The organism is Anaerocolumna cellulosilytica, assembly GCF_014218335.1.
Taxonomy (GTDB): domain Bacteria; phylum Bacillota; class Clostridia; order Lachnospirales; family Lachnospiraceae; genus Anaerocolumna; species Anaerocolumna cellulosilytica.
Window position 1 is genome coordinate 4,217,836 of record NZ_AP023367.1, and the last position, 16,355, is coordinate 4,234,190.

The following is a 16,355-nucleotide window of genomic DNA, read 5'->3' on the forward strand; positions in this document are numbered from 1 at the left end:
TTCAGAACTATTTTTTCTTTCTCCTCACTCTTTCGCACCATTTCCTTGACCTAATGATAACTGATTTTACTTGAAAGTATAATAGATTTATTTTTAAAAAGGTGTCATTTTTTTAGCGACACCAATACCATAAAAGAAATAGCATAAAAATACACCCTTAACGGCAAAAGTAGCTCCTAATCTATCCCCTAGACACGCTACATGTCCTATGGAAAAGCTAAGGAGCTACTTTCACAATTCAATTCTGGTACTAAACAAGTTGCCGTTACTCTTTCTTTCTGGTTAGGCTTGTGATTAGTTTTCGAAACAATACGCTTGATTTTTTAGTTTCATTACCATCTGCTAACATTTCTTCTATAAAATACTGTTGACTGTCAAATCCCCCCGCAACTTCTAATGCTGTACTCTGGTCACTTTCTAATGTCGGGCAATTATCTGTCTTTTGGTAGGTTCCATCACTTTTAAGAATTCTTGCCTTTATATTATCCGAAAACATAGTATTAAGTATATGTAATATACATTTTCGGAGGTCTTCGTCAAGGATAGGGCAGGCAATCTCCACTCTTCTTATCGTATTCCTTGTCATCATATCAGCTGAGGATATATAGATTCTTGCTTCTTTATCCTTTCCAAAACAATATATCCTTGAATGTTCTAAGAACCGTCCTACAATGCTGTATACGGTTATGTTATCCGTCTTCCCCGGTACATTAGGAAGCAGACAGCAAATTCCCCGTATCAATAACTTTACTTCCACTCCCGCCATGGAAGCTCCTGATAATTTCTGCATGATTTCTTTATCTGTAAGGGAGTTGGACTTAATAATAATTAATGCTGCTTCTCCCCTTTTCGCTTTTTCTATCTCATAATCCATAAGAGCCAGCAGATTATCTTTAAAAAAGTGCGGTGCAACAAACAGATTGCTATACTGTCCTTTCAAATTACCTAAAGACATATTTTTAAAGAATTCATTTGCTTCTTGTCCCAAATCCTGATTTGCGGTAATTAGTGATAAATCTGTATAAAGCTTTGCAGTCTTTTCATTATAATTACCTGTTCCAATCTGCGTTATATATTGTATTTTACTTCTATCCCTTCTGGTAATAAGACAGATTTTAGAGTGCACCTTATATCCTTCAAAACCATATATAACCGTACATCCTGCTTCTTCTAACCGCTCAGCCCATTCAATATTGTTCTTCTCATCAAATCTTGCCTTAAGCTCCATAAGGACTGTTACTTCCTTATTATTCTCGGCTGCCGTACATAGATAATCTATAATTCTTGAATTTTTAGATAACCGGTAGATGGTTATCTTAATAGAGATGACATTGGAATCCTGCGCACTTTCCCTAAGAAGATGTAAGAAGGGCTCCATCTGATGATATGGATAAAATAGGAGAATATCTTTTCTTCTACACTGGTTGGTAATACTCTCCCCCCTGCTTAAACCTGCCGGATAACCAGGCTCGAATACGGGATAACATAACTGTTTTTGCAATATGTCCGGCAATTCTTTTACTATATCAAATACATATCCCATTACAATAGGCGCTTCACAGAAAAAAATCTGTTCTTTTGTCAGACATAGCCTTTCCAGTAAAAAATTTGTGAGTACCTTACTTAATCGCCCCTGTACCTCTAGTCGAACCGGTGATAATCTGGCACGCTTTTTCAGCACCTTTCTCATTCGCTCTCTAAAGTCGTCATCCACCTCAAAAATCTCATCTTCAGGACTGATATCTGCATTACGGGTAACCGAAATAATAGCCCCGCACTCTATTTTATACATGCCAAAAATTTCGGCAATGTGTTCTAACACAATTTTCTCGGTTAATATATATCTGGTCTGGTTACCGGGGATTAGAACATAGGGCTTAAGTGATTGTGAAATGGAAATAAGTCCAAACTTTGTATTTTCACCGGCAAATTCACAAATAATGTACAGTCCTTTATTTATAAGATGGGGAAAGGGATGTCTTGAATCAATTACCTGAGGTGAGAGAATTGGAGAAACTTCGTTATGATAATATTTATCCAGATACTTTCGCTCAGACTTTTCAAGCTCCTTTATATTTAAATTAAAGACGTCAAACTGCCTTAGCTTCTGCTCGACAAGCTGATAGATGTTGTCTTTTTTCTTGCAAAGAGGTATCGTGTATTCAAAAATTTTATCCAACTGCTGCTTAGGGCTCATACCTGTTTTATTATCAAGGGTGTTATCCATCATCCCCAAGTCAACAAGACTCCCGACACGTATCATAAAGAATTCATCCAGATTACTGGTAAAAATTGATACAAATTTTAAACGTTCATAAAAAGGCACTGTTTCGTCCTGTGCTTCTTCCAATACCCTCTCGTTAAAACGAAGCCAGGATATCTCCCTATTCTGCATAAAGGTATTTTGTATTTTATGGTCAGCCTGTGCCATACACTACTCTCCTTTTATGATTCTTTCGTAAAGATATCCTTCTCTAATACCATAACTGCTTACTACAACCGATTTACTGTTGAAGTAGTCTGCAATCGTATCCAGCACAATTAAACCCGGTATAATCGTGTGAATACGGTCAGGTATATTTTGCAGTACCGGAGTTAACGTACTTCTATGGCTGTTATTAATACTATCCAACATCTTTTGTACATGAGAAACTTGAAATGTCTGGCTGCCCTTTTCTCCTTCAAACATATGATTACTTAATTTAACTGCTGCACGCATGGTACCGCCCACACCGCAAATTGTTGCATACACATCCTGCTTTAATTCAAGTGCCTCCATATTTTCTAGCACTGTTTTTCTGATTTCTTCCCTTTCTTCTTTTTTAGGAATAATCTTTTTAACATGCTTTATATATAAATTTAAAGAACCAATCGGCATACTGGTAGCATAAATAATTTCACGATTTTTAAAAGCAACCAGCTCTGTACTGCCACCGCCAATATCCACTAAGATACCGGAATCGCTTGTAATTACCCTAGTCGCTCCTTTAAAATCAAGCGTAGCTTCTTCTTCACCGGATAATAATTCCACATCATAACCAGTGCTTTGTTTTATTATGCTTATAACCTCCTTGGTGTTAACTATATTACGCAGGGAGGCTGTGGCAAACACATATACATCCTTTTGTTCGACCTGAAAATTGTTTAATAAACCAGTATACTCATTTAAAATCTCACAAGTTTTTTTTATACCATTTTTACTAAGCTGTTGGTTTTTTACATGATTTGCAAGACCTGCCATGGTCTTTTTTTGGAACAAAGATTTTACTTCATTGCCGGTATGTTCATAAATACATAATCTTATGGTGTTGGAACCTAAATCTACAATTGCGCTTATCATTAGCTGCCTCCTGTCCGGACAGTTACCTATCCTGCTAAAAGTATAGAAATTGTATGTTAAGCATATGTAAATTATATGTTACTATTAGGTAAATAAAAAAATAGGGAAATTTGCAGAAAATATTTATACGATACTATTATCTTTGATACTATCTTACAGAACCTCATAACCTCTTTTTAATACTTCTCTTCTAACATACTGAAAGGTCTTTTCTTCACCCATGTCTTTTAGCATAACCAAAAGCTTTTCCAACAAATCTTTTGTTTCAGCATGTATGATATAATGCTCTTTCGAGGCATGAAAATATGCCAATGCATCACCGTCTGTGTACTTTTCCTTGTTATAATTTTTACTGGCCGCTATTCTGTCGCAAAACATTTCAACTACATATTTTACAGGCATTTTCATGCCTGCCATTGGTGCTCCTTTATTTACACTATAATCAATCCAATATTCAAGATGATGTTTGTTTCTGCCCTTATGGTGGAGCCACGCCAAACTATAACCCTTGTCCTGACGCTCAGCATTATTGGGACTCTGGTCACCTTGAAAATACTTTGCGCCTACTAAAAATTCCGTCAGTGAGTATTTAGACAGGTCATGCAGCAATCCCTGCTTATACAAGCCGACGGAAAAACAATATTTCATTACAAGCCATTTGTGGTGGTTGATTGTCTTTAAGTGCCTTAGCCATTTCATACGTATCGATCCTTCCCAAATTACTTCCTTTCCTGCTATTATGCGTGATTCCCTTCGTGTAGTCAAGTACCGTTAAACCTATTCCATTATTTTATGAGATACACCATTAAATTATTCACGTTTAAAGGATTTAAATAAAAACTTCCTGCTTTGGGAAGAATTTATATATCCATATCAATGCTGAAATTATCTGTTATGGAAATCAAAGAAAACTATATAATATCCGGCACTGTACCTTCATAGCATACAGAACCGGATATTACATAGTTTTATGAATTACACTTGTTGATCTACAGCAATACCTTTCATATCTTCTTCCAGAAGCTTCTGGGTCAACTTCTTTATCTCTCTTTCTAAGTCCGTCTGCAGTTTAGCAACATCATGAATCTGCTCTACCTCTTCTGAGTTAACCGTTTCCTTAGTAGGTGTATTACCACTAACAAGTTCCTCTTCTTTTTCTTTTTCTTTGATTTCCTCTTCTTTTTCTTTATTTTCTTCTATCTTCTTATCGATAGTATCCTTAGCTTCCTCTAGGTACATGCCTATGGCTTCTTTACTGGCAGCTTCTAAGATATCTTCCGCTACTTTACTGCCGTCTACCATAAATTTGGTTTTTAAACGTCCTTGTTGAATACCGTTAATCGTAGCGTTTTCTGACTCAATTTCCTTTTTTGCTGATTCATATTGATTCTTCCAGGCATCCTTCATTTTATGATATTCTAAAGCATTCTTCTGGTAGTCGGTAAGCTTTTCATCTATATTAAATACTGCCTGTGCCGTCTTATAGTTCCAGCTGCCCTTATAATCTACTTCTTGTCCTCCCATCTCCATAAGAATTGCTTTTTCTTCATCGGTCAGTGGTTGGTATTTATTCCTCACATTATCATTATCCTTAAGCTTTTCAAGAACCTTTAGCTGTTTTTGCTCTAAGCTGTCATCCTTTATATTATAGGTCTCTTTTAAGTCCTCTTTTAACCCGTCTATTTTATTCATTTCTGCCTGTGCCTGGACTGCTGATGTTTCCAGCTCTTTTATACGCTCTCTTCTCTGTGCAATGCCACCATCTAAATCTTGGTCGATGTTATAGGCATCTAATAAAGCCTTCATTGCCTTTTTCTGAGCCTGTATTTTTTTAGCAAGAATACTATTCTCAGGCAGATTTAGGTCCGCCGCATTAATAACATTCGCTTTCCCTTTTGACTTTCCCTTTTCTTCCTTGCCATTCACTTTATTGTCATCGGTTCTGTTGTAGGCAATTGGTTGATTTCTTCTTTCACTTACATTTGTAATAGCCACTTTCAATCCTCCCTGATTTCCTTATATTTCTTCCTTCTTAAGGATTATCGGCGGCTTTTCATAAATTATTAACAGAAATAGCTAAAGTCAATTACTTTTCCTGATTAATATTGGATTCCTTACTATTACTTATTGTGTCATTTAATCCCTTCACTATTCTTTCCTGTTTTGTAAGTTCTTCGGATAATTCTGTGGACAACTTTCCTTGTAAACCATTTTGAAATGGATAAGCCATATTTTTTTGTCGTCTCCGGTTTATAAACCAAATTACACCATAACAGACACTATAAAAAACAATCATAAAAGCACCCGCAGCAAGCCCTGAACCCTGCCCTTTAATAAAAGGCATACTAATAATTGCCAGAACCAGAAATATAAGTGCAAACAAAGAGGAATAGGGAAATCCCCTTAGTCTGCATTTCCCTTCGGGACAACCATATTTTTTCCTAAACTTTATATGAGTTGCCATAATAATAGCATAGGTAAATAATAAGGCAAAACCTCCTGAACTAATCAGAAACAGGTATACCCTTGGGAATACCAGCCCCAATCCAAGTCCTGCCAGCATGGCAAGTCCTGAGAAAATAATTCCTCTATAAGGCACCTCTGTTTTATCTTTTATAAATCCCGGTGCCAGTTTGTCATCCGCCAGAGAACGAATCATACGTCCTAAGCCAAACATGGCTGCCAGCATGGTAGAAAGTATTGCTGTAATCAATACTACATTAATAACTGTCCCTGCCCAGCCGATTCTAAAACGGTTAAGGGCCGCTACCATAGGACTTATATCCTCTCTTATCTCTTCGGTTGGAATCATTGGAATAATAAAGCCTACTGATAGAATATATAGACCTAGCAAGCTTAAAACCGTGTAATTTATGGCCTTTGGCACCGTTACCCCAGGATTTTTAGCTTCTGAGGCTGCCAGTCCGATAATTTCAAACCCTGCATAGGAAAACATTACAATAAGCATACTGCCGGCAATTCCTTTTACACCTCCGGCTAAAAAAGCTTGTCTTTCTGTTTCTCCCGTTTCAACCACGGTTCTTCCCGGTAATATTCCAAATACAAGTAAGGCAGCTAATACGATAAAAGCTAGTATGGTTATTACCTTAATTGCTGCCAGACCGCTTTCTAGTTTGCTTAACTTACTTGCACCCAAGAGATTTAATAAGGTAACACCAATTATTATAAAACTGCCCAGCCATGTTATGGATATTCTGGGCAGCCATTCCCTTACCAGAATGGATACAGCTGTTGCCTCACTAGACATGGCAAGCACCATTCCCGTCCAATAAACCCAGCCAACTACAAAGCCGGCTCCCTGTCCGTAAGCCTCATTAGCAAAGGACCGAAAAGAGCCTGCACTTGGATTTGCCACGGTCATTTCTGATAAGGCGTATAGAATAAAATAAACCAGTACACCACCTAAAATATAAGCAATTATAATTGAGGGTCCGGCAGAATGGATTGCTACTGAGGAGCCCAGAAAAAAAGAACCTCCGATTACTGTACCAAGTGCCATCATAGTAAGCTGCCAGGCTGATAAACCTTTTTCCTTGTTCATGAAAAAACTCCTTTATATATCAATTAAAGTTAAGGTAAATTTACATACGTATTAGTATCCCTGAAAGGTTAATAATCATACTATTACGAAAAAATTTTAAGATTGCATTATAAAGAAGCTCCGTGGCTTTCCTGTAAAATACCGGACATTACCCGGTGCAATTTAAGAAACCATGGAGCTAATGCGATTTATTTATATTATTTGTGATAGACAAAAGAGTGTATAGAATACTATAGTAGACCGTATTATATTACATATTTTCCTGTTAGTTTATCAAATTCATCTTTCTTATCTTTATAGAAGCTTGAAAAATCCTGCCGACTTGTATTTAATAAGTCTGCCAGTTCTTTCATAAATACGGGAATCTCATCTTTTTTCATAAATCCCATAGAAGTACCAAGCTTTGTTTTACAATCTCCCACATGCCCACCTACATACAGTTCAAAAACATCGACCGGTTTATTATCAATTCTCTTCTTACTTCCTGTAAAACCGATTTCAGTTACCTGATGCCTTGCACAGGAATTATTACAGCCTGAAATATAAATCGAGGGCAAATATTCTCCTGACGTTTTTTGTTCTTTTATAAAATTTAATATTTCCTTCAAAAGCTCCTGACTTTGTTCTATTCCGATTTGACAGGTAGGAACACCAATACAGCTTATGCTTTTTTCAATGTCTGACTGTCCGCAAGCATCCTTTGTAAGAGCCAGAAGTTCCAGTGCCTTTGCGTATTCTAAGTTTCTGATGTATATGCTTTCAGACATGGTAAGACGCATGTCTGCTTTCTTGCAGCCTTCTAAAAAATCTATTAATTGAAACAGGGTATTAGAAGACAGAATACCGCCTAAAGGATGGAGTTCTACCGTATAAAGTCCTGACTGCTTCTGTGGTATCAGGTTCTTATAAGTTGACACCGCCCCATCCTGACAGACAGTAGTGCCGCCATCCCAATTGATTCCTGCCGCCGACTGCTTCTGTATCTTCTCTGTAATTAACTGTTTTAACTCAGGTAATGTTTCTTGTACCTTTGCTAAATGTTTTTCATAACAGTCTAAAAATTCCTTAACCCCCATACGTCCTGCTACATAGCGTAATCTGGCTTTTCCTTTATTCTCGTAATCTCCTTCTGCCATGAATATTCTGGTAACTGCTTCTACGTGATATAAAACCTCCTCGGGAGAAATTAATTTATCATACGTAAGTGAAAGCGCCGGATTATTACCAAGTCCTCCTGCCAGAAATACTTTAAAATATGGTTTCCCGTCATGCTTTACAGCCATAAAGCCCAAATCATTAACTGTGGCACAAGCTGTATCTTTCTCATTGTTTGAAAAGGCAATTTTAAGCTTACGCGGTAAATGATACTTCGTTATACTCTCCATTATATACTCACCTGCTAAAAGTGCATATGGAGTCACATCGAAGGCTTCCCCCTCCTCTACCCCGGATAGAGGAGACAGGGTAATATTTCTTGGAAAATTACCTCCTGCGCCCCTGGTGTATAACCCTGCATGGATAGCCTTTTCCATAATATCGCATACAGAATCTATCTCTAAATCATGCAGCTGTATTGCCTGTCTGGTAGTCAGATGTATAAACTTAAGTTGATACTCCTCTGCAAATGTTCCCAAAAGTTTTAGATGTGCATCTGACAACACACCGGAGGGAGTTCGCAGTCGCAGCATAAACTTTTCCCCGCCTTTTTGAGCATATACACCCATTCCTCCCGATTTTCCTTTAAATTCAGCTACGGATATCTCTTTTTTAACGAATTGATGTCCAATCTCTCGAAATGCTGGTATTTCAGCTAATAAAATAGCATTATATTCCTTCATCTTTCCCTCCAAATAATAACCATGCTCTTCCCATACCTGCAAACTTTAATCCCCAGGCACATCCTCTTACTGGCATGCTGTTTCGTATATAATTTTCATTTATTCTAAATTACTTGATTTTATCACACAATCATCATAAAATGAAATTATTAATACTTATCACTCCATAAATAGAATTTATAGATAGAGGTATTTTATATGCTGGATTTTAGAATTGAAACCTTTTTAACCCTTTGTAAGGAAAAAAGCTTTACCAAGACTGCCAAAACACTATGTATTACCCAGCCCGCCGTCAGTCAGCACATCCATTATCTGGAACAGCATTTCGGAAGAAAATTATTTGAATATAAAGGAAAAAACTTCTCCTTAACTCCCCAAGGTGAAAAACTTAAGGACTTTGCTCTGTTGTCAAAGACTGACTGGCAAAGGGCTGAACAGTCCCTGCGACAGGAAGACGTAAAATTGATTCATTTCGGTGCAACCTTAACCATTGGTGAGTATGTCATGCCTCCCATTCTTGCAAAATTGCTTACTCCCCCTTCTTCCGTTACCTATTCTATGCAAGTTGATAATACGGAAACTCTTTTACAAAAATTGCAACAAGGAGCGATTGAATTTGCTTTTGTGGAAGGTCAATTTGATAAGAAACAGTTTACTACCAGATTACTGTCACCGGCATGGTTTATTCCTGTTTGCGCACCTTCTCACACCTTTGCTGACCGAGTAATAGACTTTGAAGAAATATTTATGGAGCGTTTAATTGTAAGAGAACACGGCAGCGGCACAAGAGGCGTGTTAGAACAGGTGTTAACAGAGCATAGCTTTACCTTTCATAATTTTTCTCAGATAACTGAAATTGGCAATCTGAATGGAATTAAAGAATTAGTCAAACGAAACCTTGGAATTACCTTCCTATATAAGGACGCCGTAAGAGATGAATTAAAAAACCAAACGTTAAGACAAATTCAGATTAAAAACTTTAGAATTGAGCGGGAATTTAATTTTATTTGTATGAAAGACAGTCATTTTTTACAGGAATATCTGGACTATTTTAATCAATTTTATGAGATATATCACAGAACTACCAATGATTATTCAGACAAACTCTAACATACTATAGAAGAAACTCCATGTCTTTCCTTTCATACGTCTATATGGTACAGGAAGGAATGTCATGGAGTTTCTCTAGGATGTATCTGAAAACTACTTGTATCCGAAATGAGTTTCAGACGCACCTTAGCTATGTAATCTGAATCGCAGCAGCCTTTTCAATTCCAGACAGCTTATTTTCTCATGAGCGTCCAAACTCATGAGCACTTATACATTTCATAAACAAAGTTTAAAGTAATCTTTTCCTCTATAGTTTGCTGCTTTAGCTCCAAAGCGGTCCGGTACGCTGTAAATGGTTTGCCAGAATGGTCAAAAAGAAGCTCTTCTTCTATTTTTGTACAATGCAAATTCTCTGAAACTAACAGTGTTACCGTTCCGCTCTTGCCAGCCCAAAACAAGCTGCCATCTTCCTGCAATACCGGTTTGATGGTACTAACGAATCCTTCTTCAAAACATAAAGGTTTCACTCCGTGGAACGAATCCGTAATTGTGAGCTTTTTCTCTTCCAGGTTATTATGAAACTTTCTGTGTAAAGATGTAAGCTCTTTTATATTATACATATCCGAATATTCTAGGGTTATCCCGGCTATTGCAGGGTCAGTGATGACATCTGCTGCCATACATTCTCCGAAAATCGGCATCTGCTCTCTCTTCTCAATAAAAGGTACATTATGCCAGTATGATCTGGTATGGGCATGCTGGTATCTCTTGTCAGTAAAATACGCAGCAGTATACGGTCCTGCTCCTAAATCCGTTAAGATAAGTTCTCCTCCTAGTGCCAGAACAAAACTTCCTACATCATTATGATTATGCTCCTCCTGATTATGACCACCTTTAACAGCAAAAAAATAAGCACCCTTCTTTTGAATCAACCATTGCAGGTTCTGAAAATAAGTAGTATGAGATATCTCTTCTCTTGTAATAACTTCTTCCTTTGTCCACCATAAATTTCTGCTTAAATGAGCAAAACGATAGCAATGGTCAAAATCAAAAGGAGTGATTTCCTTGCAGGATGGAGGTGTTACATCAAAATGGGTTTTTAGGCAGGAAACCAATCCCGTGGGGATTAAAGTTCCGGCTGACACATCAGAAAAGGGTAAAAATTCACTTCCTTTTATCTGGGCACAGGTAGGAAATCGAGATATTTTCTGTAACTTATCTGAGGTTTCTTTATCCAGCGCAAAACTCTTATCTTTGCCAAGCCGCATCTTAAGATAATAGATATAATATCCAAACCCATAGACCCAGTAACCAATACCTTCTTCCGTTCCGCCATCCTCTTTAAAACATTTTAAATAATTGACTAACACCCTATCTACCTTTTGAAGAATATCCTCTTTATATTCAATATGTGCTTTGCGGGACTCAAAATTAGTAGTTAATAGTGCCTTTCTTTCATCCTTGTTACTTCCCAGTTCTTCTTCTAATAGCAGAGCTGTCATACCAATGGAGCCTGCACAGACTGCGCACCAGTTGTTAATGCTGGTTTCCCATCCCCATGTTTTATTTATAAATGGTCTTAGTATACGTCTTTTAACCTGTTCCAGCACATAATTATATATATACGGATGTATAATTTTTTTATGAAGTATTAGTGCCTCACTTAAGGTATGTGCTGTTTCTGCGGCAAATAAGTCAATATGCTGATCTGCCTCCGGTAAAAAGCTCTCTTCTCCATAAGGAAGATGCGCTGCCAGACACCAGGAAAACTCATTGGCCACTACCCATAATAATTCATTGAAATATTTTATGACAGCATCCGTCTGATTCCATTGCAGATATAGTGCAAATGCTGCCAAATGCTTTCTAACTAAAAAATATTCTTCTTCAGACTCGCTTCTGCTTCCCTTTTCTAAAAACGATTGATACCCATGAAAAGAAATGCTAGGTATGGGTTTTATGACTGCATCCTCCACAAATTGACTGATTTCACTCCGCAGCTTTTCAGTCACCTTATTTGTTTTCCATCCTTCTTCCATACATGAACCCGCCTTATTCTGTAATTGATTTATAACATAATTGCTTCTTACGTTTTACTATATAATCTTTTTTTAGTTATGTCCATGTATTAAATTCGAAAAATGATGTAAAAACTCAGGTTACACCCATTCTAAAACTAAACCTACTCCCGCTTCCTCTACCTGCATATTTTTCATCATTTCTGCCTTTAACCGAAGAGAAGTACAGTGGCAAGGATATAGAGAAGGTATCTTTAGTTGTTTTAAATATTCTATGGTTTTTTCTGCCTGCTGATTCATCTCAAAAAGGTGAAAACCGCCAAGAATGCCAAGTACCTGTTCCTCCTCTGTTACTTCCTTTGCATACTCGGTGATATTACAAATTCCTGCATGAGAACAGCCGGTGATTATATAAATTCCCTTTTCCCCCTTGTATACAAGGGCTGAATCATCCACCACAAAATCCTCTACATCCCCCACCTGAGTACGCCTGATTCCAACTGCATCTTTCGCTTCAAAATCATTCCTTCTTGGAACCGCTCCAAGAAAGTACAAATGCGGGGTGAGTTGAATCGGTTCTTGGGTAAGCTTTAGAGTAAAATATTGTTGCACCTCTTCTACTGCAACCTTCGGAGATATATTAATCCCTTCTGCATATCTTTCTGCAAATATATCAGGATGGGCAATCAAGGCTCTTTTTGCGGAATTTCTGTCAAGTTCCTGTAACAGCAAGGGAATTCCACCGGTATGGTCATTGTGTCCATGAGATATGACTACATAATCCAGTGCGGTAAAATCAATCCCCATGTCCCTTCCGTTTCTTAAGAATACATCCGAATAACCTGTGTCAAACAATATTTTTATGCCATCGATTTCTATATAGTAAGAAACCGCAGGTTCTCCAAGATAGTACTTATCAATATAGGTATGGTTGTCAGTCAGAACTGTTATACGCATATGTTTCTCACCTCCGGTTTAAATATATTGGCTTAAGTGTCCATGTAATATATTGATTTTAAAGGGCTTTTAAGTCATAATGGATTAACAAAATCGTACTTTCGCTATCAACTTGTATACCTATACTGCCATAGGGATACAGATTATCCATGTCGGCAGCCTGTAGCTGCAACTCTCCTACAGCAACAGAAAAGTTGTTATTCTCGACTTCTATGACAGCCGTATATTCTTTACCATATTCCAGAGAATGCTCTGTTTCCGCAAGAGGATACTCTTTCGTTTCCAACTGGCAAATTACCGCCAGCCTATCTCTCGTTATCCTCAGATAGTAACTTCTAATACTACCCTGGCTTCTAAATATAATATCAGCCTGTCCACCGTTTAAGAATACAAATTTAACTTGATAACGATAGTTCTTCCAATAATAATCGCCGGTGAATATTTTTTCACCCTCTGACAAAATTATTCCATCTTTTGTATGATATAATCCATGAAAATTTCCATTGTAATGAGTGAATCCACTAAGTTCAACCTGCTCTGTCAGATGCAGGGAATAATCTTCTAACGGTATTTGCGAAAAATCCATTCTATAATGTGGAACTGCTTTTACCATAAATTCATCCATAAAAACACATACTTGTTCACCAAAATAGCTGTGTTCTGTCTCATCAGAAACCAATTCAATACCCAGTTCTTTTACTAATCCATTGCTCTGGTACGGAATTTTACCTTGTATAAAAAGCCATTCTCCATGATAGTCCCCATATAGATTGCTCTGTGCAAAACGTACCTTTTCCTTACTGTACAGATTATAATAGTAAAGATACGCCTTAATCTTCTGCCCGGTTACATTTCTCAGATAACAGCTGACCTCATCCCCCGGATATGCTATCGGTGAAAAGGAGGGCTGATATCTGGCATCGTGTAAATCCTCAGGTGTATAATAGGTCTTTTGGTATACAAATACACCATTACCGGAATGCAGATTATTAATGGTTACTTTAAGTCCACCCATTCCTCTATAAGCTGCTTCTTCTACATTAGTAATCGCCACCTCTGCATTTTTATATCCACCCCTTACACGGAAACCATGAAGTGCATGAGGAAATGTAAAGTGAGCATGCCTTGTTCCATATTTTTCCAACTCCTCGATATATCCACGATAAGGCTCCGGCATTTCTTCGCCTGCCAGTTCATAGCCAATACCCGAGAACAGCAGCGCCTGCTCAGAGATAGTAGCTATGTTTAAGCTTCCTGTAATCCCGGAGGCAAGCATTACATCTTTTATTGGCTTAATCAGCCTTGAGGGAATACCCGAGGGGATTTCCTTTGAAGCCCCCTTAATCCCATTCTCTAAAGCAATTCCGCTTAATACACCAAGAATTGCTCCTACATTACCTGCATTGCAATCTGTATCAAAGCCGCACAGATTAACAAGTTCCTGGGTTCTTACATAATCCCCTTCCCCATAAACCATGGAAAGTGCCATGATACCTGCATTGGGTATAATGTGACACACTCCCGGATATTTATCCGACCAGTATTCTTTTCTTAACAGGCTAAAAGCTTCCTCCCAGGTTAAGCCCTCATCATAACACTTAAGCATACTGAGAACTACCCTTGTATAGTCACATTCATCAATAAGCTCAAGCGCTTCCTTCATAACGTCTCGAATCGAAGTCCTTATATAGGCCAAAGAGATACAAGCAGCCACATAACGGGCACCTGCAATGCCATTTAGGTCATGGGTTACTCTTGCACAGCTTTCTGCCAGAGATGCTGCTAGTATAGGATTACCGGGTGCCGCAAATCCAAAACCATCTATGAATATCTGGCCGCCTATCTGCTCTGCTAGTTCTTTTCCGTTCCTTTCAGCACTCCCGGATTCCGGTGCTTCTATGCCGGCTAATAAATTTTTGTATGCTGTATGCTCTGTGGACAATTCTTCTCCCCACCAGAAAAAGCCATGCTCCCTAGGAACATAATTTAAAAACGTGTATCCGAATTCTCTGGACGCAGCTTCCTTATAGTTCTTTAATGCACGTATAAAATAAATCGGACCATTGCTGTCATCATCAGCAGCAAAATCATGATAATCCACCAGGTAATCTTGTATTCTGTCCCCTATCATTGTTTGAATTTTTTCTCTGCTCCAATTTTCAATAGGTGCACCCATTCGTATCCCTATGACTTTACCAAGCCATCCTGCATAGGTTTTTTCTACATAATTATCTGGTATCATTACAATCCTCAACTTTCAGCCAGTTATTTAAATAATATTCCTTCTTCTCCTGATAGCCTTCTTTCTTTTTCTGTAAACTTTTATCAGACAAAATATCCAGTATGGTTCCTGCCAAAACCTTGGCTGTATCCATATATACATGTTCTTTATCAATTATCTTAAATTGGTTGCTGTGGACAATACCTGATATACCGGAAAATCCAAACTGTACAACAGGAAGCAAGAGGCTGATATCACCAATATCACCAGATGCTCCCGAAACTAATTCGTGAATAATCTCTTCTTCGTTACAAAGTGTGAGCATATTTTGATGAATCACCTGATTAATCTCCCTGCTTTGCTTTAAGGGCAGGTAACCATTGGTATCTAAAACCTCGCAGGCAACTCCCAGTGCTTCCCCACAGTGTACAAAAGCATTCGTTATCTGTTCGTTGATTTGAAACAAATCCTTTGTTGTCGTCGTTCGGATATAGGTTTCTACGACTGCATAATCACAAATGATATTAGCGGTTTTACCGCCTTCTCTTAAAATAGGATACACTCTGGCACCGGCTTCCGGTGAGAAGGTATCCTTAAGCATCTGTATGGCCGTGAGAGAAAGGGTTGCCGCCTGAAGGGCATTTCTGCCCATGTGGGGAACAACACCTGCATGAGCTGCCTGCCCTTTAAATACCGCTTCCTTTAATATAAAACCCGACAAAGTTGAATTTAAATCGAATTTTGCATCGGGATGTTTTTCATCTACGCCCATAACATGACAGGATAAAAGCATATCTACTTCATCAAAAACACCCTCATAAATCATATTTTGCTTTCCAGAGAAGAACCGAATCTTACCTTCATCCTTAAGCTTCTTTCTGGTCTCCATATCTATAAATTCTTCCGCCGGAGTAAAGAAAAAGCTGACTTTGCCATCCATCTCTTTCAGTACGTTGCTGTGATGAAAAGCAGTTATAAGATTTAAAAGAATGGCAACTTGTATACTATGTCCACAGGAATGAAAAGGTACCATGTTCCCATCCATACTAGTTAACAGTGCGTCCATATCCGCTGCAACACCAATATGAAAGTCTTCTCCCAGACCTAGAGTGACAATTACTCCATGTAGTGAAACGTTCGCTTTATAGGGAATCCCCAACTCATCCAAGTGTCTGCAAATAATGCGTTCCGTTTTTTCTTCCAAAAAACCTAATTCAGGGGTCTGAAACAGCTCCTCCCCCAATGCAAAGATTGCCTGGCGGTTTTCTTCCAGATAATTGTTTACAATTTGTTTTTTGTTATTGACATCTGACATCTGTTTTTCCTTTCTATATTTCTACTTCCTATTTTATCCTTTTTTCGTTAATTA

General features: G+C 38.0%; 11 protein-coding genes. 1 reads left to right on the forward strand and 10 read right to left on the reverse strand.

Annotated elements, in window-relative coordinates; genetic code table 11:
- Positions 1–265: 265 nt before the first annotated feature.
- From ppk1 to acsn021_RS17505, 6 genes are all read right to left on the reverse strand, one after another.
- Positions 266–2,431 (reverse strand): polyphosphate kinase 1, encoded by a 2,166-nt coding sequence (gene ppk1 / locus acsn021_RS17480; RefSeq protein WP_184092314.1) that lies wholly within the window; start codon positions 2,429–2,431, stop codon positions 266–268.
- A 3-nt stretch (positions 2,432–2,434) separates the two neighbouring features.
- Positions 2,435–3,340: a Ppx/GppA phosphatase family protein gene (locus tag acsn021_RS17485; RefSeq protein ID WP_184092315.1), complete on the reverse strand. Its 906-nt coding sequence runs from the start codon at positions 3,338–3,340 to the stop codon at positions 2,435–2,437.
- A gap of 153 nt (positions 3,341–3,493) precedes the next feature.
- Positions 3,494–4,039 carry a DUF5662 family protein gene (locus tag acsn021_RS17490; protein WP_184092316.1) on the reverse strand — a complete coding sequence of 182 codons (546 nt, stop codon included), beginning with the start codon at positions 4,037–4,039 and terminating at the stop codon, positions 3,494–3,496.
- Between the two features lie 276 nt (positions 4,040–4,315).
- On the reverse strand, positions 4,316–5,335 hold the full coding sequence (locus acsn021_RS17495; RefSeq protein WP_184092317.1) for a hypothetical protein: 1,020 nt from the start codon (positions 5,333–5,335) through the stop codon (positions 4,316–4,318).
- Between the two features lie 91 nt (positions 5,336–5,426).
- Entirely contained in the window at positions 5,427–6,902 is a 1,476-nt protein-coding gene (locus acsn021_RS17500; protein ID WP_184092318.1) for an amino acid permease, read from the reverse strand.
- A 245-nt stretch (positions 6,903–7,147) separates the two neighbouring features.
- A complete protein-coding gene (locus acsn021_RS17505; protein ID WP_184092319.1) occupies positions 7,148–8,740 on the reverse strand; it encodes a nitrite/sulfite reductase in 1,593 nt (530 codons plus the stop codon).
- Between the two features lie 198 nt (positions 8,741–8,938).
- Between acsn021_RS17505 and acsn021_RS17510 the strand changes: the two genes are divergently transcribed.
- Positions 8,939–9,850, forward strand: coding sequence for a LysR family transcriptional regulator (locus acsn021_RS17510; protein WP_184092320.1), 912 nt, complete (start codon positions 8,939–8,941; stop codon positions 9,848–9,850).
- 197 nt (positions 9,851–10,047) lie between these two features.
- On the opposite strand, the gene acsn021_RS17515 is transcribed toward acsn021_RS17510, so the two are convergent.
- The 4 genes from acsn021_RS17515 to acsn021_RS17530 form a co-directional block, all read right to left on the reverse strand.
- On the reverse strand, positions 10,048–11,829 hold the full coding sequence (locus acsn021_RS17515) for a heparinase II/III domain-containing protein (RefSeq protein WP_184092321.1): 1,782 nt from the start codon (positions 11,827–11,829) through the stop codon (positions 10,048–10,050).
- A gap of 120 nt (positions 11,830–11,949) precedes the next feature.
- Complete coding sequence (locus acsn021_RS17520; protein ID WP_184092322.1) at positions 11,950–12,765, reverse strand: MBL fold metallo-hydrolase; 816 nt, start codon at positions 12,763–12,765, stop codon at positions 11,950–11,952.
- Positions 12,766–12,823: 58 nt separating this feature from the next.
- Entirely contained in the window at positions 12,824–15,007 is a 2,184-nt protein-coding gene (locus tag acsn021_RS17525; RefSeq protein ID WP_184092323.1) for an ADP-ribosylglycohydrolase family protein, read from the reverse strand.
- Positions 14,994–16,301, reverse strand: a complete 1,308-nt coding sequence (locus acsn021_RS17530; protein WP_184092324.1) for an amidohydrolase — start codon at positions 16,299–16,301, stop codon at positions 14,994–14,996. The genes acsn021_RS17525 and acsn021_RS17530 overlap by 14 nt, the downstream gene beginning before the upstream one ends.
- Positions 16,302–16,355 lie beyond the last annotated feature (54 nt).

Bases quoted from the DNA above. Each gene is read 5' to 3' on its own strand.
- ppk1 (WP_184092314.1), bottom strand. From the start codon at position 2,431: ATGGCACAGGCTGACCATAAAATACAAAATACCTTTATGCAGAATAGG.
- acsn021_RS17485 (WP_184092315.1), bottom strand. From the start codon at position 3,340: ATGATAAGCGCAATTGTAGATTTAGGTTCCAACACCATAAGATTATGT.
- acsn021_RS17490 (WP_184092316.1), bottom strand. From the start codon at position 4,039: ATGAAATGGCTAAGGCACTTAAAGACAATCAACCACCACAAATGGCTT.
- acsn021_RS17500 (WP_184092318.1), bottom strand. From the start codon at position 6,902: ATGAACAAGGAAAAAGGTTTATCAGCCTGGCAGCTTACTATGATGGCA.
- acsn021_RS17505 (WP_184092319.1), bottom strand. From the start codon at position 8,740: ATGAAGGAATATAATGCTATTTTATTAGCTGAAATACCAGCATTTCGA.
- acsn021_RS17510 (WP_184092320.1), top strand. From the start codon at position 8,939: ATGCTGGATTTTAGAATTGAAACCTTTTTAACCCTTTGTAAGGAAAAA.
- acsn021_RS17515 (WP_184092321.1), bottom strand. From the start codon at position 11,829: ATGGAAGAAGGATGGAAAACAAATAAGGTGACTGAAAAGCTGCGGAGT.
- acsn021_RS17520 (WP_184092322.1), bottom strand. From the start codon at position 12,765: ATGCGTATAACAGTTCTGACTGACAACCATACCTATATTGATAAGTAC.
- acsn021_RS17525 (WP_184092323.1), bottom strand. From the start codon at position 15,007: ATGATACCAGATAATTATGTAGAAAAAACCTATGCAGGATGGCTTGGT.
- acsn021_RS17530 (WP_184092324.1), bottom strand. From the start codon at position 16,301: ATGTCAGATGTCAATAACAAAAAACAAATTGTAAACAATTATCTGGAA.